Origin of the sequence: Sorangium sp. So ce1335, assembly GCF_051521615.1 — a bacterium.
GTDB lineage: Bacteria > Myxococcota_A > Polyangia > Polyangiales > Polyangiaceae > Sorangium.
Window position 1 is genome coordinate 7,655,809 of the sequence record NZ_CP150363.1, and the last position, 25,782, is coordinate 7,681,590.

The following is a 25,782-nucleotide window of genomic DNA, read 5'->3' on the forward strand; positions in this document are numbered from 1 at the left end:
ATCAAGTGACCACAGAGCGCCGTAACCCCCTGCGCCCCTTGCTCGATCTGCCAGGACCGAAGCGCGCTCGCCTCGCCCCCGTTTCGCTCGTCGCCGCGGTGTTCGCGCTGATCGCCGGCGCCTTCGAGCGCCCCGCCATGGCCGCCGATCCGGCGCCCGACGGGCGATGGGTCGCCGCGTGGCACGCAAGCCCGACGCCGGGCGGCACGTTCAACGCGCAGGAGTGCCCGTCGGATGTCGGCCTGACCGGCCAGACGGTCCGGAACATCGTCCGCGTGAGCGCCGGCGGCAGCTCGGTGCGCGTGCGCATCTCCAACGCCGGCGGCGCCGAGCCGCTCAAGGTGGGCGCGGCGTCCGTCGCGCTCTCGAAGGACGGCGCCGCCGCGACCGCCGGGGCCACGCACGCGCTGCGCTTCGCAGGTCAGCCCTCGGTCCTCATCGCCGCGGGCGCCGAGGCGCTGAGCGACCCCGTGCCCCTGAAGGTCCAGGCGCTCCAGACGCTGGCCGTCAACGTCTACCTCCCGGCCAAGACCGGTCCGGCCACACAGCACTTCTTCGCGGCGCAGGACAGCTTCCTCGCCACCGGCAACCAGACAGGGGCCGGCGCCGACAAGCAGTTCACCCGGACGATCACGTGCTGGATGTTCCTGTCGGGCGTCGACGTCAAGGCCGCGCCGAACGTCGTCGGCACCCTGATCGCGCTCGGCGACTCGATCACGGATGGATACCTCTCCACGAAGAACAAGAACCAGCGCTACCCCGACTTCCTCGCCGAGCGCCTGGCCAGCCGGAAGGGCCCGACCCTCTCCGTCGTCAACGCCGGCATCATCGGCAACGAGCTGCTCACCGTCCGCCCCCAGCTCCAGTTCGGGTACCCCGTCCCGACCCGCCTCGCGCGCGACGTGCTGACCCAGCCCGGCGCGCGCGCCGTCATCCTGCTGGCCGGCATCAACGACATCGGCGACCGCTCCGCCAAGGCCACCGATCTGATCCCGGTGTACCAGCAGATCATCCAGTCTGCCCGCGCTGCCGGGCTCAAGATCTACGGCGGCACCCTGGTGCCGTTCATCGGCTCGACCGGGACCTACAAGGGCGACTACGGGACGCCGAAGGGCGAGCAGGAGCGGCAGAAGCTCAACACCTGGATCCGCACCAGCGGCGCCTTCGACGGCGTGATCGACTTCGACAAGGCGGTGCGCGACCCGGCCAACCCGAGCCGCCTCCTCCCGGCCTACGACGGCGACAAGCTGCACCCGAACGACGCCGGGTACAAGGCCATGGCGGACGCGGTGAACCTCGACGCGATCGTCGACGCCGCCGTCAAGAGCGCCTCTCCGTAACCTCTCCCATCCTCTTCCACCCCGAGCGCCCGAGGCGGCGCGCGCGCGCGCGCAGGTCGACGCGGGCAAGCGCGATCGCGCCGATCGGCCAGCAGGAAATCGACGCGGTCACGTGCGATTCGCGCGAAGGAGCGCGGCGGTCGCCGGCATCCACCCGGGGACAGCCGCGCTGCGGCGCGCGATCCAGCCGGGCCTCGAGCGCTCGAGGCCGCCGGCGGCTGTCCCTCGCGAGGCACATCGCGCCTCGCACACGGGGAGAGGCGTCGCGCGCGGGCGAGGGCCGCGTTCCTGGCGGTGATCCCTCGCGCGTGCGCCGCGAGGCCGGGGCCGCCGCTCGCAACGGAGGAGTTCTTGATGAGACGCTCGACGACATGGCTGGGGTTCGCGTGCTGGGCCGGAGCGGCCCTGTTCGCCGCGGGGTGCGCGGAGCCGGAGGACGAAGCTCCGGTGTACCTCGATGACGCCTCGCAATCGGTCACCCTGGCGGACCGCATCGCCCGCTGCGACGAGGATCCGCGCGTCGTCGCCGGGCTCGTCTCGCGGGACGTCTGCGCGGGCGCCGGCGTCTTCTTCGAGGAGACGTTCGAGGGCAACGGCCGCACCTGCGGCACCTGCCACCCCGTGGCCAACAGCACGACGATCGATGTCGATTTCGTCACCGCCCTGGATCAGAGTAACCCCGACGACCCGCTGTTCGTCTTCAGGAACGATCCGGCGCTCGCCGCGCTCGAGACCTCCGATCTGCTGGAGGACGCGGCCATCCTCGAGAACGTGGACGGCTTCATCGACCCGGAGCACCGGTTCGTCTCGCGCGGGGTGAACCACGTCCTCTCCCTGAGCACCAGCATCCAGGCGGATCCGGGGGACGGCACCCCGAGCCCGCCCGCGGAGCGGACGGGCTGGGGCGGCGACGGATCGAGCGACGGCACGCTGCGCGGCTTCCTCCGGGACGCTGTCACACAGCACTTCCCGAAGCGCCTCGATCGCGAGGTGGGCGTCGACTTCCGCTTGCCGACGCCGCAGGAAGAGGACGTCGCCCTGGCCTTCCAGCTCAGCCTTGGCCGGCAGAACGAGCTCGATCTGAGCCGCGTCCGCCTCTCCGATCCGGAGGCGGAGGAAGGCCGGATCGCGTTCATGGACCCGCACCGCGGCCGCTGCAACGTGTGCCACAACAACGCCGGCGCGAACTTCCAGGACACCGGGAAGAACCGCAACTTCGACACCGGCACGCGCAGCCTCGCGTCGTCGCTCAACGTCGGCAGCTTCGAGGACAGGGGCCTCTCGGACGGCGGCTTCGGCGGCCGCGACCTGCCGCAGCCCGACTTCGACAGCGGCAGCGGCTCCCCCGACGCGTTCGGCAATGGCACCTTCAACCCGCCGCCCCTGATCGAGGCCGCGGACACGCCGCCCTTCTTCCACAACAGCCTTCTTATCAACTCCAAGGGGACACGCACCCTCGAGGACGCCGTCACATTCTACGCCTCGGCGAGCTTCAAGAACTCCCCCGCGGCCCTCGAGCTCGACCAGCGCTTCGGGGCGCCGCTCGATCTCGTGCCCGGGGACTCCTTCGCCATCGCGCGCTTCCTGCGCGCGCTGAACGGCGCCTTCAACGCCGACATCGCGAGCCAGCGCCTGAACGCGGCGCGGGCGCTCGCGAGCCGCTTCGCGGACACGCGCGCCGACGTGCAGCAGAAGCTGATGGAGCTCGCCCTCGAGGAGCTCGACGACGCGATCGCGGTGATGGGGGACCCGAGCAACTCGAACCCGCTGTACCCCGCCGCGCTCCAGCAGCTCGGCCTCGCGCGCGCCGAGATCGGCCAGGGCATCTCGGCGGGCTCGGCGAGCGAGCGCCTCAACCGCATCACGAACGCCATCGCGCGCATCGCGACAGCCAGGGCCCAGTTCGGCGAGGGCATCACGTTCGTGCTCGGCCAGGGCAACCTGATGTACTGAGCGCGGCCGACCGCGCTCCCCCGTTCAGCACACGGCACCACGGCCCCCGGCGTCGGACGCCGGGGTCCTACCCTGGCGGCCGCGCGCCCGCGCCACGGCCGATCCGCTCGTCCTCGCCCCTCGGCCTCGAGGCTCTTCCACGATCGGGCGAAGGTGCTCGACGCGACGCCGGCGCGGTGCGAAGCTCGCCATCCGTCGTTGGATCAACGCGCTCCTGACGCGTCTCTACAACCGCCAACCCATGGTGACGTCATGATTCCCGACGCAAGACAGCCGGCCGTTGCGCGCGCGCTGCGGGGCGCGTTCGGTGTCGACGAGCCCGAGGACATCCGGCGTCTCACCGGCGGGCTCTCCAGCGCGCTCGTCTTCCGCATCGTCGTCAAAGGACACCCGTACCTGCTGCGCGTCATCACGCGCCATGACGCGCTGAGCGACTCCACGCGGCAGTTCGGCTGCATGAAGATCGCGGCGGAGGCCGGGATCGCGCCGCGGATCGTGTACATGAGCGCCGACGATCGGCTCTCGATCTCCGATTTCGTGGAGGCGAAGCCGATGCCGGGCGACGCGGCGCGGCGCATCGCCGGCGTGATCCGCAGGCTCCACGCGCTGCCGTCGTTTCCGCGGATGGAAAATTACCTCGACACCATCGACGGATACGTCCGCCGGTTCCAGGCGGCGAGGCTCCTGCCCGACAAGGCGACCGACGACATCGTCCGCGGCCATGACCGGCTGGCGAAGGTCTATCCGCGCGACGACGCGGATCTCGTCGCGAGCCACAACGATCTGACGCCGGAGAACATCCTCTTCGACGGCGATCGCGTCTGGCTCGTCGACTGGGAGGGGGCGTTCCTGAACGACAGGTATGCCGATCTGGCCGTCGCGGCGAGCTTCTTCGTCAGGAACGAGGCCGACGAGGAGGTCTACCTCCGGGCGTACTTCGGAGAGCCGGCCGGCGAGTACCGGCGCGCGCGCTTCTACCTGATGCGCCAGGCCGTCCACGTGTTCTATGCGACGTACTTCATGCTGCTCGCCACGGCGTCGAGCAGGCCGTTCGATCCGGAGATGACGGCGCCCGACTTCAAGGCCTTTCACCTGCGCCTCGCCTCCGGCGAGACGAGCCTCGCGACGGACGAAGGGAAGCTGAAGTACGCGAAGGTCCACCTGAGCCAGGCGCTGCGCGGCATGCAAGCTCCGCGGTTCGACGAGTCGATCGCGCGCGTGGCCAGCCGCGGCTGATCTCCGGCGGGCGTCGGGCGCGTCGATCACGCTGCGCGTCGCTCCAGGCGGGAATCAGGGCATCGGGATGACGAAGGTGGTGACGGAAAAGGCCGGGATCGTGACCACGAGGCGGTAGTCCTCGATCGCCATGTCGGGGAGCCGCTCGAGGTCCTCCGTGCGCGAGGTGCGGTGCGCCTCCGCCGCGGGACCGACCGTCGGGAGCCGGGTGAGATCGAGCGTGTAGCCGCGGCTCGCGTCGCGATCGCCATTGCGGACGACGAGGGTGAGAGATCTCCCGTCGGCGCTGACCGCAGCCACCATGTCCTCGCTGTCGACCTCGACGAAGGTCGCGCCGGGCCGGATGTAGCGGCTGAAGCCGGCGTGCATGTAGAAGCGCTTGATGGGCGCGAAGGACTGCTCCCGGTCGTTCAGCGTGAAGCTCGCCCAGCTCCGCGACGGATCGCCCGACTGCCAGTCCACCCAGGCCTCCGGCCTCAGCTCCCGCAGATCCCGGATGATGCGCTCCGCCATGAACAGCGCCGCGTCCGTGTCGTCGCTGATGCTCTGCCCGAGCGGCCCAGACTCCGATTGCCACAGCCGCTTGCCGAGCGCCGTCGCGAGCTGCCGGAGCTCCTTGCGCTGGCTGCCCGCGTAGGAGTGGACGTTGATCTGCTGGAAGGCCATGAGCGTCGCCGGGCCGAAGGCGCCGATGTTCCGGACGGCATCATCCATGCTGTTCTCGTCCGATGCGCTGACCACCGTCCCGTCGAGGCCCTTGCTGGAGAGCTGTTCGGCGACCTCCTGGATGATCTTCTCCTGGCTCGCCCGGTCGAAGTGGCAGCCTTCCTGGGAGCCGTTCGATTTCCACCAGCCGGCGTGCGGCTCGTTCAGCGGCTCCAGCGTGCGGAAGGTGATCCCGTGCTCGTCCCTGTAGTGGCGCACGACCTCCGTGAGGTAGTGGGCGAAGTCGTCGAAGTGGTCGGCCTTCAGGTTGTCTCCGCCGTTGCCGCTGCCCGAGGCGCAGCCGCTGTTCGTCATCCAGTACGGGGGAGAGTTGGAGAACGCCTCGAAGATCAGATCCCTCCCGCGGTCTGCGATGCGAAGGAGGATCGCGCGCTGGTTCGCGTCGCTCTCCCACGTGAAGGTCCCGTCGGCGCCCTGGAACCCCGGCATCTCGCGGTGCCGCTCCATGTGCTCGTGCGACGGATTCTCCCCTCCGCCGATGTTGTAGCGGAAGATGTTGTAGCCGAGGCCATTCACCGGATCGACGACCGCCTCGACGACGGCGTTGCGCCTGGCTTCATCCCACCCGCCCACGTGATGGGCCCACCAGCAAAGGCTCGTGCCCCAGCCCTCGAACGGCTGGTGGAGCGCGTCCGTGTCGATCCTGACGAGCTCCGTGCCCGGCGCGGCGGTCGCGACGGGGCGCGGCTCGCTCGGCGCCCCCCCGCTCCCCCCGGCGGGCCCTGTGCCGCCGGCGCTGCTCGACGCCCCGCCCCCCGCCGAGCCCGCGGTCGCGCCGCCTCCGCTGCCGCCGCTGCCCCCCTGGCCGCCGCTCCCCGCCGCCGCGGCGTCCACGGACGGGCTCGGATCGCTCGGCGAGCACGACGCGGCCGCGGAGAGCACGGCGAGCGACGCGGCGAGGGCGTGAACCTTCACGGAGGTGCGTGCGGCTTCGGGGGCAGCTGTCTTGCGCATGGCGACGTGCGGCCACGCAAGAGGGGCGCGTGAGGGCCCCCCATGGCCTCGGCAAATACTATTTACCGGAGTCTCGTCGGCCGGGGCACCGGCTTCTGCGCCCGACGGCGCCTCCCACGGCGAGGGCCTCGCCCGCGGGAGCTCGCCCGGCGCGGTCGGCCTCGCCCCGGGCAGGGCGGAGCCGCCAGGTGGACGCCCACAAAGCGAGAACGCGGCCGCCAGGGGCCGCGTTCTCGGTCGTCATGACGACGGGTTCGCTCAGGCGATGAGCGGGGCGATGAGGAGCGAGACGACGCCCATCACCTTGATGAGGATCGAGATGCCAGGGCCCGACGTGTCCTTGAAGGGGTCGCCGACCGTGTCGCCGACGACGGCGGCCTTGTGGGCGTCGGAGCCCTTCGCGTGGCCGTCGAGGCCGCCCTTCTCGATGTGCTTCTTGGCGTTGTCCCAGGCGCCGCCGCCGTTCGCCATCATCAGCGAGAGCACCGCGCCGACGACGAGCGCGCCGGCCAGCGTGCCCGCGAGGACCTCGGGGCCGGCCACGAAGCCGACGACGACCGGCGCGAGCACCGCGATGGCGCCGGGCGCGATCATCTCGCGGATGGCGGCCGTGGTGGCGATGTCGACGATGACCTTCGGCTGCGGGTCGACGCCCGGCTTGCCCTCGAGCAGGCCGGGGATCTCGCGGAACTGACGGCGGATCTCCTCGACGATGGAGCCGGCCGCGCGGCCGACGGCGGTCATCGTGAGCGCGCCGACGAGGCAGGGCAGCAGCGCGCCGAACAGGAGCCCCATGAGGACCTTCGCGTCCGTCAGGTAGAGGACGAGCTCCGGCAGGCCCTTCTCGCGGCGGACCGCGTCGACCTCCATGTTGAAGGCGGCGAACAGCGCGACGACGGTGAGCACCGCCGAGCCGATCGCGAAGCCCTTGCCGACGGCCGCGGTGGTGTTGCCGACCGCGTCGAGCTCGTCGGTGATCGCGCGGACCTCCTTGCCGAGGCCGGCCATCTCGGAGATGCCGCCGCCGTTGTCGGCGATCGGCCCGTACGCGTCGACGGTCATGACGATCGCGGTGCCCGCGAGCATGCCGACCGCGGCGAGCGCGATGCCGTAGAGGCCGAGGTAGTGGTTCGAGATCCAGCCGACGGCGCAGAGGGTCAGCAGGGGGACCGCGACGCTCTCGAGGCCGACCGCGATGCCGCGGATGACGTTGGTGCCGGGGCCGGTGAGCGAGCTCTGGGCCACCTTGTGGATGGGGCCCATCGACGTGTAGTAGTCGGTCACGAGGCCGACGATGGCGCCGCCCGCCGCGCCGGCGGCGAGGGTGACGACCGCGCCGGAGCTGAAGCCGAGCCCCGGCAGGATGAAGGCCGCCGCGAGCACGACGAGGAACGGCGGGACGATGAGCGCGAGGCGCAGCACCCGGGCCGGCGGCAGGTTCTTCAGCGCGCGCGTGATGAAGATGCCGACGACCGAGACCGCGAGGCCGATCGTCGCGAGGAGCAGCGGCAGCGACACGGCCATCGCGCGGAGCTCCACCTCGCCGGCCGCCGGGGAGAGCTGCTGCAGCTTGGCGACCGGCATCGTGAGGCCGAGCGCGACCGCGGCGACGACGGCGGCCACGTAGCTCTCGTAGATGTCGGCGCCCATGCCCGCGATGTCGCCGACGTTGTCGCCCACGTTGTCGGCGATGACGCCCGGGTTGCGGGGGTCGTCCTCGGGGATGTTCGCCTCGACCTTGCCGACGATGTCGGCGCCGACGTCGGCGGCCTTCGTGTAGATGCCGCCGCCGATGCGGGCGAAGAGCGCGATCGAGCTCGCCCCGACGGCGAACGAGTGGACGATCGTCGCGAGGTGCTCGTCGCTGCGGAACAGGGCGTAGATGCCGCCCAGGCCGATGAGGCCGAGCCCCGCGACGCAGAGCCCCATGACGGCGCCGCCGTCGAGCGCGGTGACGAGCGCGGTGGGCTTGCCGTGCGCGCGCGCGGCCTCGGCGGTGCGGACGTTGGCGTACGTCGCGGCCTTCATGCCGAAGAAGCCGGCGACGAGCGACAGGAACGCGCCGGCGGCGAAGGCGACCGCGGCGAGGAGCCCGAGCGTCGCGGCCAGGATCGCGAAGACGATCGTGGCGTAGACGGCGAGCACCTTGTACTCGCGCGCGAGGAACGCCATCGCCCCCTCGCGGACGTAGCGCGCGATGCGCGCCATCGTCTCGTTGCCTTCGGGGGCCTTCTTGACACGCACGTAGAAGGTACGTGCGACCACGAGCGCGACGGCGCCCGTCACGAGCGACTGGTACGACAATGCATCCACGGGTGATGGTCCTCTCGCTCGCCCCCGGCCGGAGCGAGCGCCGGCTCACTCGTCCGTCCTTGACGGCGGATCAAGTGCTAAATCGCAGGGGCGCGGTTCCAGCGGCCGCTCGGGGGAAAATCGAAAGCTGGCGTCTCCGGAACACAGTGTCCGCAACGTCCGTCGTGCCCGTTGCCGCCGCCGCAGCGGAACCGTGATGTCGGAATATTCCAGAAGGAGACCCCGTGAGCGGTGCGTTCCAGCTCACAGGCGGGCCGCGATCTCACGTGCCCGGGCTGAGGCGCTTCGCGGCCGTGACCGGGTCCACGTGCGGCGCCTTGGCGAGCAGCTCCCAGGTGTCGTGGAGCCCGTCGAAGTACTCGACCGGGACCCCGGAGAGATCCACGCCGTCGAGGCAGTTCAGGTTGACGGAGTAGTACTCTCCGCCGATCTCCGGGATGTCTACGTGCCCGAAGACACGGAGACCGCAGGTCTTGCAGAAATGGGAGTGGCCGGCCCCGGTCCGCGAGAAGTCGCCGAGGACCTCCTGGCCCGAGACGAGCCGGAAGGCGCCCGGCTTCACGAGGACGCCCCACCACCCGGTCTTCGTGCAGATGGTGCAGTTGCACCGGGTCGTCCCGGCGCTCGGGTCGAAGTCGGCCTCGACGCGCAGGGCGCCGCAATGGCAGCTCGCGCTGTAGGTGCCGAGGCCGGGGGTCGTCGTCGTCTGGGCGGAAGCGGCGTCGCTCATGGGCGGTAGCTCCAGGGATGGGGGGGCGGCGCCGTGGATGGCCTCGCCCGCGTGATGGGTGGACGCTACACTGGCTTGCGGACAGATTCGGTCCGCAAGGATCCGCGGGCGCGACGGGCGCGACGCGCGCGGGCGCGGCGAGCGCGACGAACGCGAGCGCGACGAACGCGAGCGCGACGCACGGGCGATGACGAACGAGCGACGAGGAAGGAGGAGCGGCACGTGATCCAGACCTCCGCGCGGCTGCTGAAGCTCCTGTCGCTGCTCCAGTCCCGGCGCTTCTGGACGGGCGGCGAGCTTTCGCGCGAGCTCGGGATCACCGAGCGCAGCGTCCGGCGCGACGTGGACCGGCTGCGGAGCCTCGGCTACCCGGTGCACGCGGCCACGGGCACCGGCGGCGGCTACCAGCTCGGCGCGGGCAAGGAGCTGCCGCCGCTGCCGCTCGACGACGACGAGGCGGTCGCCGTCGCCGTGGGGCTGCGCGCCGCGGCGACCGGGCCCGTGACGGGGCTCGAGGAGGCGTCGGTGCGCGCGCTCGCGAAGCTCGAGCAGGTGCTCCCGAAGCGGCTCCGGCGCAAGGTGAGCGCGCTCGATGCCGTGAGCGTGCGGCTGGGCGACGGCGGGCCCACCTTCGACGCGGACGCGCTCGCCGCGATGGCGAACGCCTGCCGCGACGCCGAGGTGCTGCGCTTCGACTACAGCAGCTACAGCGGCGCGGCGAGCGCGCGCGAGGTCGAGCCCTACCGGCTCGTTCACACGAGCCACCGCTGGTACCTGCTCGCGTACGACCTGCACCGGAAGGCGTGGCGGACGTTCCGCGTGGACCGCATCCAGGGCAAGCCGAGGGCGGCGGGCCGCTTCAAGCCGCGCCCGCTGCCGGCCGAGGACGTGGCCGCCTACGTGTCGCAGTCGGTCTCGACGGACGCGTACCGGTTCCGCGCGCGCGTGACGGTGCACGCCCCCGCGGAGGTCGTCTCGGCGCAGCTCTCGGGCGTGGCGGGGCGCGTCGAGGCGCTGGCGCCGGACCGCTGCGTCGTCCACACGGGCGGCGGGAGCCTCGACGCGCTCGCGTTCCACCTCGGGTTCATGGGGTTCGAGTTCGAGGTGCACGAGCCGGAGGAGCTCATCGAGATCCTCCGCAGGCTGGCCGACCGCCTCGGCCGCGCCGCGGGGCGGGCCGGGGCGGCGGCGCAGGACCCGGGCGCGCGGTGAGGCGGCTCGCGGGCGGGCCGCGCCTCAGGTCCAGTTGCAGAACTGGAGCGACGCGAAGTCCGAGGTGGCCTGGACTTCCACCTCCGAGCACTCGACCGGCTCGAACGTGTCGAACCCTTCGTCGGCGGGGACGCACCTGCCGCAGCCGAACCCGTCGGGGAAGTCGTCGGACCAGTCGGGGCCCTGGCTGGAGGGGTCGCGCCAGATGATCGCGTGTTGCGGGGTCGCGCCGAGGATCGCTGCCTCGATGACCGCCTCGTCGAGCTCGCCCTCGGGCACCTCGGTGCCCGGCTCGAGGAGCATGACGACGCCGACGCCGACACCGTAGCTGTTGATCGCCTCGCTCGGCGGATCGGCCCCGACACCGACGGTGAACGTCGCGCCGGCGACGCTCCCCTCACCGAAACGGAAGGCGTAGTCGGGGCTGCTTGAGCTCACCACCCAGGCGACGATCACCTCGGCGTCCTCTGGAACTGCGTCTCCGGTGATCGGCCCCGTGAACGAGAATCCGTCTGTCCCGCCACCGCCCTCGCCGTCGTTGCCCCCCTCCCCCGTGCCGCCGCCCTCCCCGTTGTTGCCCGCCTCCCCCGTGCTGCCGCCCTCCCCGTTGTTGCCTCCCTCCCCCGTGCTGCCGCCCGTACCGCTGCCGCTGGTGCCGCTGGTGCTGTTGCCCCCCTGCGGGTCGTCATCGGAGCACGCGGGCAAGGCCAACATCACTCCCATCCATCCTGCAAACAACCATCGTGTTGCCTTCATGGGCCGCAATGAACCACGACCCGCTCTGAGGCGCAAAGCGGATCTCGATCGCTCACGACGCCGGATCCTGCTCGCATCGCGTGACGCGAAATCGCGTTCATCCCACGGCGCGGACTCGCGCCTGCTCCATGAGGCAAATCGCCACATGACGCAAGATCCAGCTCACTCCATCGAACGATCTCTCGTTCACTCCATGAGGCGGAACTGCATCCGCGACGCTGGAGCAACAAACGGGTCGACCGCGCCTGAAACGCGCAGAACTTCGACCCGCCAAGGCGCCAAGGACGACAAGATATTGTCTCCTTCTTGTCGTCCTTGGCGCCCTGGCGGTTCATTGCTCGCTCGATCAACGCGATCGTTGTTCTGGCCCCACCGGGCGACGCAACGTCCCCTTCCCCCGCGAAGCGACCTCATGCCCACCCCGTCGAGCGAGCTCCCGTTCACGGAGGGCGCGAGCCCCCCAGCTCGCCCCACGGCGCGAGCGCCCCTTCGCCTGGCAGCGCGGGCGCGCTCACGCGGGCAGCGCGGGCGCGCTCACTCGGACAGCGCCGCCGCCATCGTCGCGTCGAGCCCGGCGCCCCGGCCCTCGGCGAGGCGCGCCTCGTGCGCGGCGTCGCCGAGGGCGGCGCGCGCGGCCTCGACGCAGGCGGCGAGCGCCGGCCGCTCGATGGGCGGCACCGGCGTGCCGATGGCCTCGCGCAGCGCCGCCGCGCCGCCCAGCAGGTGGGCGCCCCGCTCCGCCCGCCCCGCCCCCACCGCCGCGCGCGCGAGCGCCTCGAGGACGCTCGCGGAGCGCCACAGATCGCCGAGCTCCCGGTGCAGCCGGAGGCTCGCCCGCAGGCGCCGCCCCGCCAGCGCGAGGTCGCCGCGCTCGATCGCGACGAGGCCCTGGATGTTGCTCGTCCAGGCGATCCCCTCCTTGAACTTCACCTGCCGCGACAGCCCCTCGCTCTCCTCGCAGAGGCGGGCGGCCTCGCCGAGCTCCCCCCGGTAGAACGCCGCGCAGCCGAGGTTGAGCAGCGCCGTCGCGGTCCCCTCGCGGTCGCCCGCGCGGCGGAGCTCGGCGAGCGCGAGCCGGCACGCGCTCTCCGCGCGCGCGACGTCGCCCGAGAGCCACGCCGCGAAGCCCGTGTACCCGAGCGCGTGCGCGGCCTCGAGCGTGTCGCCGCGGCGCGTGGCCAGCGCGAGGCTCTCGCCGTGCAGCGAGAGAGCGCGCTCGTAGTCGCCCTGCTCGCGCGCCACGCTGCCGAGGATCTGGATCACCGAGGCGAGCCCGCGCTCGTCGCCGAGCCCGCGGTAGAGCGCCGCGCCCCGCTCGAGCAGCGCGCGCGCCTCGCGGTAGTCGCACTGGAGCAGCGCGAGCTTGCCGGCCCCCCGGAGCGCCGCGGCGGCGTGCTCTGGCGCGACGCCGTCCGCCCCGGCGAGCGCCCGGCCGAGCCACGCGCGGCCCTCCTGGTAATGGCCGTGGATGTACCAGAACCACGCCAGCGCGGCGGCAAGGCGGACCGCGACGGCCGCGCCGCCGCCCTGGCCCCGGAGCGCGAGCTCGAGGGCGAGGCGGAGGTTGTCGTGCTCGAGCTCGAGCGCCGCGAGCCACGCGGCCTGCTCGGGCCCGCGGAGCGCCTCGGCCCCGCGCTCGGCGAGCTCCAGCGACAGCTCGACGAAGCGCCCGTTGCACGCGGCGGCGGCGCCCTCCTCCTCGAGCCGCTCGAGGCCGTACTCGCGCAGGATCGCGAGCATCTGGAACCGGGGCTCCTCGCCCGCGACCGGGAGCAGCAGGCTCTTGTCGACGAGCGACTCGAGGATCCCGAGCGTGTCGAGCGCCGGATCGCGGAAGGCGCACATCCGGTCGGCCGCGGCGAGCGAGAAGCCGCCCGGGAACACGGCGAGCGTGCGGAACGCGAGCTGCTCCTCGGGCTCGAGCAGGCCGTAGCTCCAGTCGATGGCGGCGCGCATGGTCTGCTGGCGCTCGGGCAGGTCGCGCGCGCCGCCCGTGAGCAGCCGGAACGGGCCCGCGGCGGCGCCGCCGCGCCCGGCGGCCGCGCCGCGCCCGGCGGCCCCGCGGTCGCCGAGGCGCGCGAGGAGCGCCGCGGGCGAGGAGAGCACGCGGAGGCGCGACGCGGCGAGCTCGATGGCGAGCGGCAGGCCGTCGAGGCGCGCGCAGATCTCCACGACGTCGGCGACGTTGCCCGGGCCGAGCTGGAAGCCGGGCGCGATCGCCGACGCCCGGCGGCAGAACAGGCTCACCGCCGAGCTCGCGAGCGCCGCGTCGACCGTGACCGCGCGCGGCTCCGGCAGCTCCAGCGGCGGCACGACGTAGCGCCGCTCGCCCGAGAGGTTCAGGGCCGCGCGGCTCGTCACGAGCAGCGACAGGCGCGGGCAGCGCGCCGCGAGGTGCGCGATCGCCGGCGCGGCGGCCGTCAGGTGCTCGAGGTTGTCGAGCACGAGCAGCGCGCGGCGGTCGCGGAGGAACAGGGCCACGCGCTCGAGGTCCGGCCGCGCCCCGTCCTCGCCGAGGCAGAGCGCCTGCGCGACGGCGGACGGCACGAGCGCCGGGTCGCGCAGCGACGCGAGCGGGACGAAGCAGACGCCGCCGGAGAACACGGGGACGAGGTCCTCGGCGACCTGGAGCGCGAGCCGGGTCTTGCCGGTGCCGCCGACGCCCGTGAGCGTGAGCAGGCCGGCGCTCGGATCGAGCACGAGCGCCGCGATCTCGGCGCGCTCGCGGGCGCGGCCGACGAACGGCGTGCGCTGGGCGGGCAGGTTGTGGCGCGGCCGCTCGGGCTCCGGCGAGGCGCTCAGGCCGGGCGGCGTGGACCGCTTCGCGCCGAGCGCCTGCGGCGCGCCCGGGTCGAGCGGCGGCGGCGCGGCGGGGGCCTGCGCGGGGCGCTGCGAGGGGGCCTCGACCGTGCCCGCGATCTCGATGGTCTCGGTGCTGAGCATCTCCGGCGGCACGAAGCCCTCGGTCGACCCTGGCCCCTCGCCGCCGGCCGGCTCGGCGGGCGCGCAGTACCCCTCGAGCGCGGCGCGGAGCGCGAGGCTCTGCGCGCGCACCGACGGGAAGCGCTGCGCCGGATCGCGGTCGCACGAGCGCAGGAACCACGCGTCGAACGCTGGCGGGAGCCACTGCCAGCGCGTCGACGGCGGGTAGAGGCGCATGACGAGGAGCGCCGCCATCAGCTCGGCCATGCTGTTCGCGGTCCAGTAGATGTCGCCGGTCAGGAGGCGCACGGCGATGAGCCCGATCGCCCACACGTCCGCCGCCGGGCCGATCTGGCCCGCGCGCCCGCGCGCCTGCTCGGGCGCCATGTAGATGGGCGTGCCGACGGCGGTCCCCGTGGCGGTGACCCCGCCCGACGCGCCGAGGGCGCCGGGGTCGAGCTCCTTGACCAGCCCGAGGTCGAGGATCTTCACGCGCTCCTGCCCGTCGTCGCCGGTCGCGAGGAACAGGTTCGCGGGCTTCAGATCGCGGTGGAAGAGGCCGCGCGCGTGGGCGGCGTCGAGCGCGTCGGCGACCTCGCCGAGCCAGCGCAGCACCTCGCCTGGAGGGCGCTTTCCCTGCGTGGCGACGAGGTGCTCGAGGTCGCGGCCCCGGAGCAGCTCCATCACGAGGAACGGCGCGTCGTCGAGCTCGCGGGCGACGCCGGCGTCGAGCATGCGCACGAACCCTGGCGCGTCGAGGAGCCGCATCGCCCGGATCTCGCGCTCGAAGCGGGCCTGCGCCGGGCCGCCCTGGTGCACCCGGAGCAGGACCTTCACCGCGACCTGGCCGCCGCCCTCGAGATCGTCGGCCCTGTAAACGACGCCCGACCCGCCGCGGCCGATCTCGTTCACGAGACGGTAGCGGCCACCGAGGACGAGCGGGCGATCGGGGTGCAGCATGGGGCGGCCGCGTCCCGGACGGGCATGTGCAGGCCGCGGCGCGGCAGCTTACCACAGGCCGCCCGCGCGACGCCGTCGGGCGTCGCCGTTCCATGGTGTCGTGTCGACGGGAGGAAAGAACATGTCCATGGCGTTCAGCGGCAAGGTCGCGCTGGTGGTGGGCGGCAGCTCGGGCATCGGGCGGGGCGCGGCGCTCGCGCTCGCGGCGGCGGGCGCGCGGGTCGTCGTCGCGGCCCGCCGCGAGGCGGAGTGCCGCGAGGTGGTGGGCGAGATAGAGGCCCGGGGCGATGAAGAACTACCCGGGGCTGATGGAGCCGTACATCGCCGACATCCCGGCGGGTCGCCCGGCCCGGGTCGACGAGGTCGCGCGGGCGATCGTCTGGCTCTGCTCTGACGACGCGTCGTTCGTGAACGGCCACTCCCTGGCGGTCGACGGGGGGCAGCTCTCGAAATAGGGCGGGTGCGGGGGTGGGCGGAGGAGTCCGCGGCGCCGCGGTTCACCCTGCCGAATCGTCCGGTCACGCGCAGGTCACATGAAGGCAAACAGATGCGGTTCTCGCGGTATTGCTTCGTGGAGGCGCCGGGACATTCGCGCTCCGGGCTTCCCGGGCGCTCCCATGCACAAAGACCGCATGGACGGAAGGCCCGCTTGGACACCTGTTGACGCCGCCTCTCTGCTGGAAGATCAGACGCGCACATCCGCAACAGGGAGAGGAAATGGGACCTGGTCTGAAGGTGGAGGCGAGCGCGCTCGTGCTATGCGGCGGGCTCGCGATGGTGCTCGCGTCGGCATGCGACTTGACCTACACCTGCGACACGGTGGAGCCGGGAGGCGCGGGTGACGAAGATCCGACAGAATCCGCAGGGGCGGGAGATTATCCAAGCAACGGCGCAGATGACGAGCTGGAAGACGAAGAAGTGAGCAGCGAATCGTTCGAGCTGATGGCAGGGTGCTCACCAATCAACAAATGCACCGAGATGTATGAGGCCTGCGTCGCAAAGGGTTATCCATGCAACCGCTTCGTCACCACAGGCTACACTCTTTGCTCCATCTGCCAGGACAACTGCTGGCAGGAGAGTGATTACAAGTTCAGAGAGTGTTACAGATGTGGGTTTCGTTGAGCATGACGACCATCGCTGACATTCGCGCGGCAACGCATGTTACTTTTGACGCGCCTACCGCGGAACAGGTGTTACAGATCGGCGCGGCCGATGTTGTGCTCGTGTCCGACCGTCTTCTTACCGGGCCGAGTCGCCGGAGTCCTTTGGAACATACCCGGGCACGTCAGGCGTGGTGGAGTTCGGATGATCTTTGGGACAACCTCTATTCGCCGGAGACTCGCTGGGGGTTGCCCGTTTTCCTGTGGGTATCGGCGAGCCTCCACGAGCGAGTAAACCTCTGGAGAACCTGTAGCTGGTTGCGCCACTTGGAGATCGCGCACCACGACATACTCATTCTTGACTTTGAGCCCGTTCCCCGATCGAGGCCAAGGGGACATGAGGGATCCAAGCGTCCGTTCGACTGTAGCCATTCGGTATCCGACCATTCCAGCGAGGCTCTTCTCGCCCGCGTCGCGACGGCGAGCCACTGGCCGTCCGAGCACTACGATCGTGCCGTTACCCTCTGGGACAGCTACGTCGATGAGAATCCAACATCGTTCGTCGAAAGCTGCGTCCGCGGCGTCGAAGGTTTTCCAGAGCTTGCTCCCTTGTGGAAATTTCTCTCTTGCTTCTTTCCAAGAGGGACCGCAGGCGGAGGCCTGAGCCTGAGTCATTTCGACGAGATTGCATTTTCTCGCCTGACACATGATTGGCAGACCCCGGCGGCCATAGCGGCCCAGAAATCGAAAACGCTCGTGGACATGTGGCACCTCCTGTTCTGTACGGGAGACCTGTTCCTGCCACGCCGGCTGGGGCAATGGGCAGCCCACAGTTTGAGCGCATTCGTAGAGCGTGCGCCTGGCCCGAAGCCGCCTGACGCTGGCTACCCGATGCTCTCGGAGGTCTACCGCCTCACGGAACGTGGGATACGGCTCCGAGACAAGGGACTCGGTCAACTCACGGATGCGCCAAGCCTGCCGATTGCTGGGACTGAGGCGTACTCGGCTTCGGCCCCCTGGGTCCTGCTCGAAGATGGACGCCTCGCTCGCCTGTAAGGGCCAACGCCGGCGAGCTGGGCCGGCCTGGCGGCCCCCATCCGAGCTTGCATGGTGACGCGACTGTCACAGGTGGCGTCATTTTGAGAAACCCCGCCGGCTCGGGCTGCTCAGAGTATATCCACCGGGTCGCGATCGCCGCGTTGATCGAGCTCACCGTGTGCTGCGGATCGATGAACAGGATCTCGCCGCGCTCGGGCGACGCCTCGACGTTGAGAAGCCAGTCCGCCAGGGAGACCGGGCCAACGACGCCTGGGCCGCTTTGCGCGCCTCGACGGCAAGCCGGCGTCCCGCCAGTCGGCGTAGGTCGTGGCCGGGGGCGAGCCGACGCTGCTCACCTCGCTGCCCGCGAGGTGAGGTGCACGGCAGAGATACGGCAGACGCCGCTTTGGACCCATCGGACCGGTGTCAGACACCATCGAGGGATCGATCCATCGGCCGCCGGAGGCGCCGTCGTCCTACCGGAAGATGGGGCTGTGGCTCAAGGAAGTGCCACCGCGTCTCCCGCTCCGTGGTGGTACCAGGGGTCCGCGCGTGCTGCCTCTCCATCGCGGAGATGGGTGGCACCCATCTTTTCTTGGACGCACGTCCACCCGGAGATGGTGCCACCCATCTTTTCTTGGACGCACGTCCATCGCGGAGATGGGTGGCACCCATCTTTTCTTGGACGCACGTCCACCGGGAGATGGTGCCACCCATCTCCCGCATGGACGCACGTCCATCGCGGAGATGGGTGGCACCCATCTTTTCTTGGACGCACGTCCACCGGGAGATGGTGCCACCCATCTCCCGCATGGACGCGCCACTTCCCCCGGATGGGCTCACGGCGTCCCGCCTGCCCCGACCGGGGGCGCGGAGACGGCTTCGGCCCTCCTGGCGGGGCCTTCCGGCCCCGGGCAGCCGCCTTCCGGCCCCGGGCGGCCGCCTTCCGGCCCCGGGCGCTGGCTTTCCAGCCCCAGGCGGGGGCCTTCCGGCCGTGGGCTTGGGCTTTCCGACGGGAACCAGCCCGCCGTTCCCCTGTGCTTCAGCGATCTCGGCGCCCAGGTGAGGCTCGCCGTGGGCTCGGCTCAGAAGGCGATCGATCTGGGCCCGTCGTCCACCATCGACCCCGAGCCGCGCCTGCTCCGCGCGCGCCCTCCGAGCTTCGGCACGTACGCGGGCGCTGAGCGGCTCGCGTCGCGCGGGGCTCGGCCGCCCTGCGCCGCGCGGGCCGCTCAGCGCCCGATCACGTCCTCGTCGAGCTCGTCGAGAAGCCGCTGGTTGATCGCCGGATCGCGCCGCGCCTGCGCGATCAACGCGCGCGCCTCGCTGTGGCGCCCCGCGAGCCGGAGCGCCCTGATCCACAGCACCGTCCGCTCCGACCCGAAGGCGCTCTTCGGCATCTCGCGCTCGTACCGCTCGAGCGCGGCGATCGCCCGGAGCGGGTCGCGCCGCTGCAGCGCGTCGCTGCACACCTCGAACAGGGCGATGTCCCGGTCACCGCCGGGCGCCGAGACCGCCGTCGCCGGCTCCGCGGGCTCCTCGGCCACCCGCCCCCCGACGCGCGCCGGCTGCGGCGGGCGCGGGGCCGCCGCGGTGCTCCGCGGCGGCGGCTCGGCCGGTTCTTCTTCGGTAGCCGGCTCCTCCTCCACCCCCGGCTCCTGCTCCACCGCCGGCTCCTCGACGACCGCAGGCGGCACCGCCGCCGTGATGGCGGGCCCGACGTGCATCGCCGCCGGCGCGGGGTCCGGGGCGCGCAGCGCGAGCCAGAGCGCGCCCGCGGCCGCCGTCGCCGCCACGGGCGCGGCGATGACGGGCCCCGCCCCCGCCGTCGTCACGGCCTTCACGACGAGCTTCCAGAGCCCCTTGAGCCACGCCGTGACGTCGCTCAGCGCCTCGCCGACGCCGCTGGCTGCGCTGCCCGTGATGCCGTCCCCGAGCGCCCGCGCCGACTCCTGCACGCCGCGGAGGATCGCCAGCCGCACGTCGTCGGGCACGCGCGGCGCGACCTGCGCCGAGGCGAAGAGCGCCGCCACATCCATGGGCACCACGAAGCGCGGGCCCTCCTTCTTCCGGTCTTCGCGACGGCGCTTCGCGACGATGTCGTGGAACATCGCGAGCGCGCGCGCGCGCCACTTGTACGCCGTGGACAGCGGGATGCCGCGCTGCTGCGCGATGTCCGCCATCGGGACGCCGTCGAGGTCGTGCGCGACGAGGATCGAGTGCGCGTCCACGTCGAGCTGGTGCAGGAGCTCGAGCACCATGAGCCGCTCCTGGTCCGACATCATCAGCTCGTCCGGGGCCTTGGACTGGTCGACGAGGACCGGGAACTCCTCCTCGGACACCAGCTCTTCGTAGCGGTGCTGGGCGCGCTCCCTGTAGTGCGCGGCCGTGTGGACGGCGATACGGTTCAGCCACCGCTCGGGCCTGGAGATCTCAGGTTTGTAGTTGTCGAAGCTCAGGTACGCAGAGAGCAAGACGTCCTGCGCGAGGTCTCCACGGTCGCGGAGCGGAACGCCGAGGCGCGCCAGCCAGCGCCATACGAGCGCGAACGTCTTCTCACGGAAGAGCAGCTCGAAAGCCCGCTCTTTCTCGGGGGGACCACCTTGGCCCGGGCGGCGAGGTCGTGTCATACATAAGGCCAATTCCGGCCCCGGACGGTGGCTTATCGCCCGGGGCACGCGCCCCGCGCCCCGCGCTGGCCCCGGGCGGCCGCTCGCCGGCGCCTCCAGGCCGGAAATCCCGCGGAATCCCGCGAAGATGGGGCCCTGCCGCCCAGGGCAACACATCCAACCATTCAATATGCGACGGACGAACAATTCGCCCTGCGAATTGCTCTTTTGAGCCCAACTTGGCGGCCCAAGGAAGGTTCCTGAACGTAAGAGCGGACCTGCGGAGCCGGCGGCACCGGACGGGAGCGGACGCGATCGTCGCCATGGCCGTGGTCCGGAGCGGGCGAGGCGGACACCGCCTCGTCGCGCGTCACGGCGCCGGCGCCGCGCCAGCGCGTGTCGCCGCGCCGGCGCCGCGACGCCAGCGCGTGTCGCCGCGCCGGCGCCGCGACGCCAGCGCGTGTCGCCGCGCCGGCGCCGCGACGCCAGCGCGTGTCGCCGCGCCGGCGCCGCATTCCGGGTGCGCGCGCGGGCGACTTGAGGCACGCTGCGGGCCCCGCACCGCGGATCCAGCCCATGAACCTCTCCGATTTCTCCCTCGCTTCGCTCACGGCGACCTCGCGCCGCAACGTCCTCCGCGACCTCTGGGACAGGCTGCGCCACGTGCCCGGCGGCAACCGTCTGTTCAGCACGCTCATCGGCAGGATGGCCCCCTACACGGGGACGATCCACGCCCAGATCGAGGTCCTCGAGCGCGGCCGCGCGGAGGTGTCGATGCGCGACCGGCCCGGGCTGCGCAACCACCTCCGCTCGGTGCACGCCGTCGCCCTCGTCAACATGGCCGAGCTGACGGCCAACACGGCGCTGGCCTACTCGCTGCCCGACGACGCACGGTTCATCGTGGCCGGACTCTCGATCGAGTACCTGAAGAAGGCCCGCGGCACGATCCGCGCCGTCTGCGAGTGCCCTGTCCCGGACACCAGCGAGCGCCGGGAGTACGAGATCCCCGTGAGCCTGCGCGACGCGGCCGGCGACGAGGTCGCCCGCGCCGTCCTCCGCAGCCTGGTCGGCCCGAAGAAGCAGCCCTGATCACCGGAGCCCTCCGGGGTCACCTGGCTGCAAAGCGCTCTCGCTTCGCAGCCGCCTGCGCGGCAAGGCGCTCTCCGCTCCACCGCCACCTGGCCGCAAAGCGCTCTCCGCTCCGCCGCAGACCCGCGCTGCCGAGCCCGCCCGCACTTGCACGCCCTCGCTCTCCAGGACACCGGGGAATCCAGACATCCCCCGCACCTGGAACATACAGCCTCACCCGACACCACATCTGACCATCTCCTGGTGAAACGCGAGTCGGCGCACACTCGACAAAGGTCCTCCGGGGTGTTTCGATACTTTCATGGAGAACCGGTCAACGAGGGTGGCGCTCGCCACGACAGGGATCTGCGTGATCTTGGCGGCGTGCGGAGGGTCCAGTGGCTCGATCTCCGGCGGCGGGACCGGCGGAGACGCGTCCGGCTCGGGCGCGGGCATGGGCACCGGCACCGGCGCGGGGGCAGGCTCGGCGACGAGCTCGAGCGCGGGCTACGGCGACGATGATGTGGGAGGCACGAACGCCGGGCCGAGCAGCGGCTCGGGCGATGGCGCGGGGGGTGACATGTCGTGCGCGGGCGAGACGAGCACGGCGGAGCTCGTGCCGCTCGATCTCTACATCATGCTCGACGCGTCGGGGTCGATGGACGAGCAGATCTCGAGGCGCGTCACGAAGTGGGAGGCCGTGACCCAGGCGCTCGAGGCCTTCTTCACCGACCCGCAGTCGGCGGGGATCGGCGTCGGACTCCAGTACTTCCCGCTGCGCGAGCCCGGCGTGCCGGAGACGTGCACGGAGAACGCCCAGTGCGGCGCCGGCGGGCCGTGCATGCTGGGGGTCTGCGACCGCGCGCGGCCCACCGCGTACTGCACGACGAGCGCGGACTGCCCATCCGGCAACAGATGCCTCGAGGTCGGCAGGTGCTCCATCAACAACAGCGTGTGCGCGCCCCTGGGCTCGACATGTCGCAACGGCGGGGGAACGTGCCGGGAGGCGGCCAACAGCGAGTGCGCGAACCCGTACTCGTGCGACGCCGACGTCTACGCATCGCCCGCCGTCGCGATCGCGCCGCTTGATGACACGACCGCGGCGGCGCTCGTCACCTCGATCGCCGAGAAGACGCCGCTCGGCGGGACGCCGACCGCCGGCGCGCTCTCCGGCGCGCTCCAGCAGGCCCGCGCCCACGCCGAGGCGAACCCGACGCACCGGGTCGTCACCGTGCTCGCCACCGACGGGATGCCCACCGATTGCGATCCCGTGAGCGCCGACGGCATCGCGCAGATCGCCAGCGAGGCCCTCGCCGGCACGCCGAGCATCTCCACCTTCGTGATCGGCGTCTTCGACGGCAACGACGACGGCGCGCAGTCCACGATGGACCGCATCGCCGAGGGCGGCGGGACGACGTCGGCCTTCTTCATCGACACGAACACCGACGTGACGCAGGCCTTCCTCGACGCGCTCACGGAGATCCGCGGCAAGAGCCTCGCGTGCGAGTACCAGGTGCCGGCGCCGTCCGACGGGCAGACGCTCGACTACGGGACGCTCAACGTCCAGCACACGCGGCCGGACGCCAGCGACCCGGCGACCATCTTCTACGTGGGCGACGAGTCGAGCTGCGACGCGGCCGCCGGCGGCTGGTACTACGACGTCGACCCCGCGACCGGCGGGGCGCCGACGAAGATCGTGATGTGCCCCGCGACGTGCACGCAGTTCCGCGAGGGCGGTCAGGTCCAGCTGCGCGTCGGCTGCAAGACCGAGGTCCCGCCGATCAACTGAGCCCGTCCCCAGGCGCTTCCGCCCCGGGCGAGGTCGGCCGGCGTGCCCCGCCGGCGACCTCGCCGCCCTGCCCCCTCGCGCGCGCCCACGCATCCCCCGTGCCCTACGCACCCTCCGCGCCCCGCGCGTGCTTCCGGCCGCGCCCCGCGCGTGCTTCCGGCCGCGCCCCGCGCGTGCTTCCGGCGCTCCCTGCCCTCGCGCTCGCCGCCGCGAGCTGCTCCTCCGAGGAGGCCGTGGCACCGGCGCCGCCGCCGCAGCCGGACACAACGTCGAGTGGGCCGAGGGGTTCGCGCCGAGGTTCGGTCTCTACAGCGTCGACTACGGCACCCACGAGCGCACGCCGACGGAGGGCGCCGAGGTGCGGTTTCTCTTCCCGTTTGTTGATTCCCTCGGAGCTCTGACGTGATCGGTGTTCTATGGGCTCCGGCGCGATCCTGCTGAACCGGTCGGGCTCGTGCGGCGAGGGTGGAGGGCGCTCTGCTTCCACGATGAATGAAGCACCGGGGTGTTGCATCTCAGCGGCCATGCGAACGACGTCATTCATCGTCTCGTGCGCCATCCTGGTGGCCGGCTGCTCCGATCCCGGGCCGGGCAGCAGTTCCTCCGAGGGGACAGGGAACGGCGGCTCGCCCGGCGTCACGTCGGGCAGCGGGAGCACGGGCGGCTCCGGCGGTGCCGGCGCCGGCGGTGATCCAAGCGGCACCGGCGGCGCTGGCACCGGCGGCGACCCAAGCGGCACCGGCGGCGGTGGCACCGGCGGCGGTGGCACCGGCGGCGCTGGCACCGGCGGCGACCCAAGCGGCACCGGCGGCGGTGGCACCGGCGGCGCTGGCGCCGGCGGCGACCCAAGCGGCTCCGGCGGCGGTGGCACCGGCGGCGACCCAAGCGGCTCCGGCGGCGCTGGCGCCGGCGGCTCCGGCGGCGCTGGCGCCGGCGGCTCCGGTGGTGCGGGCGGCGGCGGTGGCACCGGCGGCGGCCCCGCGCCGATTTTCCCCTGCGGTACGCCAGACAGCTTCCTCGATGCGCCGGAGGCGTTCCTCGATCTGGGACACGTCACCGCGATCGGCCACATCTTCGTCTCCGGGGATCGCGTCTTGAGCTGGGATCACAACCGCTGGATCCTCTGGGACACAGCGACCCGCGTACAGATCGCCGAAGGCCTTGCGCCCGCGGAGTTCTCGGAGCCCTCCTTTCCCGGCCAGGACCCGGTGCTCCAGGGGCGCGTCGAGCTCCGGGGAGATCTCATGCTCATCCCGACGGACCCGAGGCACGGCTTCGAGCTGCGCAGCGCCGCCGACGGCTCCCTGCTCGCGACCGTCTCCACCGACCATTACCATGACAAGGTGGGGCTCGCGGCCGACGGGAGCTATGCATGGACCGTCGGCACCAGGCTCACCGTCTGGAGCCCCACCGGGGACGAGGTGCTGTCGACGGACGCGAGCGGCTACGAGCAGATCCATGCAGGCCCCGACGCGGTACGCGTCGCGACGAGCGGCTCCGTGAATTCGTCGATCAGGGTTCTGCCGCTCGACGGCTCTCCACCTCACTCGACGCCTGCGTTCGCGGGCACCTTCCACTCGTGGTCCCAGGACGGCCAGCGCTTCCTCACCACGGCCGGCAACACGGTGCGGGTGTACTCGAAGGCTGGCGCCATGGAGGCCATCGTCCACCTGCCGAGCATCGAGAAGCTCACAGCGGCCGGGGATTACCTCTGGACGCACCAGGATCGGTACCCGGACTACCCTGTCACGATCTACCGGATCGGTGGAGGGAACGTCCCCGTCGCACAATACGCATACGCCAGCAACGCGGTCATCGTCCCCACCGAGCGCGCGATAGGCGTCATGCACGATACGCCGCCGACGCTCGAGATCATCGATCTCGGTGGCCCCGAGGTCACGCGCACGCAACACGAGATACCGGGCCGCAGCAACAGCGCGATGCACATCGACGGAGGCCTTCGCTGGGCGGTCGGGAACGTCGGGGGCGCCATCACGCAGAAGGGGAACCTGGCCGATCCCGACACGATCGGGAGGCTCGGCTGCGGAGCGGCGAGGCTGGGCGGAGCAGCGTCCGGGCTTGTCGCCGTCGCCACGTCCTCCGGGACGACGTTCATCTATGACACGGCCGACCTCGGCGCCGGCCCCGCGATGTCCATTCCGCTCCACAGCTCTCGCGTGCGGCTCTCGGCCGACGGCCGCCTGCTCGTCGCGCTCGCCATCGATACGCGGCACCCGTACCCGGACGATAGATTCCTCCGGATCCTCTCGCTGCCTGACGGCGCCGAGGTGGCCTCGCTCGCCACGGGGGCCTCCCTCTTCGACTTCTCGCTGTCCTCGAGCGGAACGACGCTGGGCCGCACGTACCTCCGCAACGTCAGCCCGAGCACCAACGATCGCTTCGTCAGCGACGTGAGCGGAGCGACGGTGTTCTATCAGGACACCGGACCTTCCCAGCCGGTACCGGTCATCTCCCCCGGCGGCCACCACTTCCTCCTGACGGACGAGACGCCGGAGAACGGCTGCGGGTTCACACAGTTCTACGAGGACGGTATGCTCGTCAACGCGGTGCCCGGCTGCGCGGTCGGGTGGATCGATGACACCCGGGCGCTCATCCAGACGTATACCCGCGCCTCGTCGACCGCCCCGTGGCAGTACCAGGCGTCCATCATCCACGACGAGCTTGGCAACCCGATCGCCACGCCGCCGCTTCCGCGCATCTCCCTGACCCGCAAGAACAGCTCACCCTTCGAGTACGATCAGACGTACGGCATCGTCCCCGTCTCGCCGACGGCCGTTCATGCGGGGTTCGAGCACGCCATCTACGATATCGAGACCGGCGCGACCCTGGCGACCCTCCCCGCCCGCGGCACCCTCGCCGGCAGCCTCGTCGTCTATCCCTGCGGCAACGAGCTCTGCGCCGCGCCGTACTGACGGCCTCCCCTGCCCCACGCGTCCGCCCGGCTTCCGCGGCGGCCCCGTCTCCCCCCATCGGCCCGACGCTCACGTTGCGCCAGCGCGCGCGCCACGACTATAGTCGCCGCTCGTGAAGAGCGGTTTACAGAAATCAACGGTTG

General features: G+C 71.7%; 16 protein-coding genes and 1 pseudogene. 11 read left to right on the forward strand and 6 right to left on the reverse strand.

Annotated elements, in window-relative coordinates:
- Nucleotides 1–5: 5 nt before the first annotated feature.
- From WMF24_RS28180 to WMF24_RS28190, 3 genes are all read left to right on the forward strand, one after another.
- Complete coding sequence (locus WMF24_RS28180) at nucleotides 6–1,340, forward strand: SGNH/GDSL hydrolase family protein (RefSeq protein WP_437730497.1); 1,335 nt, start codon at nucleotides 6–8, stop codon at nucleotides 1,338–1,340.
- Between the two features lie 354 nt (nucleotides 1,341–1,694).
- Nucleotides 1,695–3,293: a hypothetical protein gene (locus WMF24_RS28185; protein ID WP_437730498.1), complete on the forward strand. Its 1,599-nt coding sequence runs from the start codon at nucleotides 1,695–1,697 to the stop codon at nucleotides 3,291–3,293.
- A 252-nt stretch (nucleotides 3,294–3,545) separates the two neighbouring features.
- Complete coding sequence (locus WMF24_RS28190) at nucleotides 3,546–4,529, forward strand: phosphotransferase (RefSeq protein WP_437730499.1); 984 nt, start codon at nucleotides 3,546–3,548, stop codon at nucleotides 4,527–4,529.
- A gap of 54 nt (nucleotides 4,530–4,583) precedes the next feature.
- Here WMF24_RS28190 and WMF24_RS28195 read toward each other — a convergent pair whose 3' ends face one another.
- The 3 genes from WMF24_RS28195 to WMF24_RS28205 form a co-directional block, all read right to left on the reverse strand.
- Nucleotides 4,584–6,170 (reverse strand): glycoside hydrolase family 30 protein, encoded by a 1,587-nt coding sequence (locus tag WMF24_RS28195; protein ID WP_437730500.1) that lies wholly within the window; start codon nucleotides 6,168–6,170, stop codon nucleotides 4,584–4,586.
- 297 nt (nucleotides 6,171–6,467) lie between these two features.
- A complete protein-coding gene (locus tag WMF24_RS28200; protein WP_437730501.1) occupies nucleotides 6,468–8,522 on the reverse strand; it encodes a sodium-translocating pyrophosphatase in 2,055 nt (684 codons plus the stop codon).
- Between the two features lie 262 nt (nucleotides 8,523–8,784).
- Nucleotides 8,785–9,252 carry a GFA family protein gene (locus WMF24_RS28205; protein WP_437730502.1) on the reverse strand — a complete coding sequence of 156 codons (468 nt, stop codon included), beginning with the start codon at nucleotides 9,250–9,252 and terminating at the stop codon, nucleotides 8,785–8,787.
- A gap of 222 nt (nucleotides 9,253–9,474) precedes the next feature.
- On the opposite strand from WMF24_RS28205, the gene WMF24_RS28210 reads away from it, so the two are divergent.
- Complete coding sequence (locus WMF24_RS28210; protein ID WP_437730503.1) at nucleotides 9,475–10,464, forward strand: helix-turn-helix transcriptional regulator; 990 nt, start codon at nucleotides 9,475–9,477, stop codon at nucleotides 10,462–10,464.
- Nucleotides 10,465–10,488: 24 nt separating this feature from the next.
- Here WMF24_RS28210 and WMF24_RS28215 read toward each other — a convergent pair whose 3' ends face one another.
- On the reverse strand, nucleotides 10,489–11,178 hold the full coding sequence (locus WMF24_RS28215; RefSeq protein ID WP_437730504.1) for a hypothetical protein: 690 nt from the start codon (nucleotides 11,176–11,178) through the stop codon (nucleotides 10,489–10,491).
- Nucleotides 11,179–11,754: 576 nt separating this feature from the next.
- Nucleotides 11,755–15,102 (reverse strand): protein kinase domain-containing protein, encoded by a 3,348-nt coding sequence (locus WMF24_RS28220; RefSeq protein WP_437730505.1) that lies wholly within the window; start codon nucleotides 15,100–15,102, stop codon nucleotides 11,755–11,757.
- Nucleotides 15,103–15,229: 127 nt separating this feature from the next.
- On the opposite strand from WMF24_RS28220, the pseudogene WMF24_RS28225 reads away from it, so the two are divergent.
- From WMF24_RS28225 to WMF24_RS28240, 4 genes and pseudogenes are all read left to right on the forward strand, one after another.
- A pseudogene (locus tag WMF24_RS28225) lies at nucleotides 15,230–15,331 on the forward strand (dehydrogenase); the annotation flags it as partial.
- A 58-nt stretch (nucleotides 15,332–15,389) separates the two neighbouring features.
- Nucleotides 15,390–15,557 carry an SDR family oxidoreductase gene (locus tag WMF24_RS28230; RefSeq protein WP_437730506.1) on the forward strand — a complete coding sequence of 56 codons (168 nt, stop codon included), beginning with the start codon at nucleotides 15,390–15,392 and terminating at the stop codon, nucleotides 15,555–15,557.
- Between the two features lie 262 nt (nucleotides 15,558–15,819).
- Entirely contained in the window at nucleotides 15,820–16,224 is a 405-nt protein-coding gene (locus WMF24_RS28235) for a hypothetical protein (protein WP_437730507.1), read from the forward strand.
- A gap of 2 nt (nucleotides 16,225–16,226) precedes the next feature.
- Nucleotides 16,227–17,258: a hypothetical protein gene (locus WMF24_RS28240; RefSeq protein WP_437730508.1), complete on the forward strand. Its 1,032-nt coding sequence runs from the start codon at nucleotides 16,227–16,229 to the stop codon at nucleotides 17,256–17,258.
- Between the two features lie 1,214 nt (nucleotides 17,259–18,472).
- Here the strand turns inward: WMF24_RS28240 and WMF24_RS28245 are convergent.
- Nucleotides 18,473–19,870, reverse strand: coding sequence for an RNA polymerase sigma factor (locus WMF24_RS28245; RefSeq protein WP_437730509.1), 1,398 nt, complete (start codon nucleotides 19,868–19,870; stop codon nucleotides 18,473–18,475).
- A 555-nt stretch (nucleotides 19,871–20,425) separates the two neighbouring features.
- Here WMF24_RS28245 and WMF24_RS28250 point away from each other — a divergent pair.
- From WMF24_RS28250 to WMF24_RS28260, 3 genes are all read left to right on the forward strand, one after another.
- On the forward strand, nucleotides 20,426–20,938 hold the full coding sequence (locus WMF24_RS28250; protein WP_437730510.1) for a hotdog fold domain-containing protein: 513 nt from the start codon (nucleotides 20,426–20,428) through the stop codon (nucleotides 20,936–20,938).
- A 301-nt stretch (nucleotides 20,939–21,239) separates the two neighbouring features.
- Entirely contained in the window at nucleotides 21,240–22,706 is a 1,467-nt protein-coding gene (locus WMF24_RS28255; protein WP_437730511.1) for a VWA domain-containing protein, read from the forward strand.
- 524 nt (nucleotides 22,707–23,230) lie between these two features.
- The gene (locus WMF24_RS28260; protein ID WP_437730512.1) at nucleotides 23,231–25,639 is read left to right on the forward strand and encodes a hypothetical protein; all 2,409 of its coding nucleotides are present in this window, start codon (nucleotides 23,231–23,233) and stop codon (nucleotides 25,637–25,639) included.
- Nucleotides 25,640–25,782: the final 143 nt, after the last annotated feature.

Coding starts and splice junctions, on each gene's coding strand:
- WMF24_RS28240 (WP_437730508.1), top strand. CDS start 16,227: ATGACGACCATCGCTGACATTCGCGCGGCAACGCATGTTACTTTTGAC.
- WMF24_RS28250 (WP_437730510.1), top strand. CDS start 20,426: ATGAACCTCTCCGATTTCTCCCTCGCTTCGCTCACGGCGACCTCGCGC.
- WMF24_RS28260 (WP_437730512.1), top strand. CDS start 23,231: ATGCGAACGACGTCATTCATCGTCTCGTGCGCCATCCTGGTGGCCGGC.
- WMF24_RS28220 (WP_437730505.1), bottom strand. CDS start 15,102: ATGCTGCACCCCGATCGCCCGCTCGTCCTCGGTGGCCGCTACCGTCTC.
- WMF24_RS28230 (WP_437730506.1), top strand. CDS start 15,390: ATGAAGAACTACCCGGGGCTGATGGAGCCGTACATCGCCGACATCCCG.
- WMF24_RS28235 (WP_437730507.1), top strand. CDS start 15,820: ATGGGACCTGGTCTGAAGGTGGAGGCGAGCGCGCTCGTGCTATGCGGC.
- WMF24_RS28185 (WP_437730498.1), top strand. CDS start 1,695: ATGAGACGCTCGACGACATGGCTGGGGTTCGCGTGCTGGGCCGGAGCG.
- WMF24_RS28205 (WP_437730502.1), bottom strand. CDS start 9,252: ATGAGCGACGCCGCTTCCGCCCAGACGACGACGACCCCCGGCCTCGGC.
- WMF24_RS28245 (WP_437730509.1), bottom strand. CDS start 19,870: ATGACACGACCTCGCCGCCCGGGCCAAGGTGGTCCCCCCGAGAAAGAG.
- WMF24_RS28215 (WP_437730504.1), bottom strand. CDS start 11,178: ATGTTGGCCTTGCCCGCGTGCTCCGATGACGACCCGCAGGGGGGCAAC.
- WMF24_RS28190 (WP_437730499.1), top strand. CDS start 3,546: ATGATTCCCGACGCAAGACAGCCGGCCGTTGCGCGCGCGCTGCGGGGC.
- WMF24_RS28255 (WP_437730511.1), top strand. CDS start 21,240: ATGGAGAACCGGTCAACGAGGGTGGCGCTCGCCACGACAGGGATCTGC.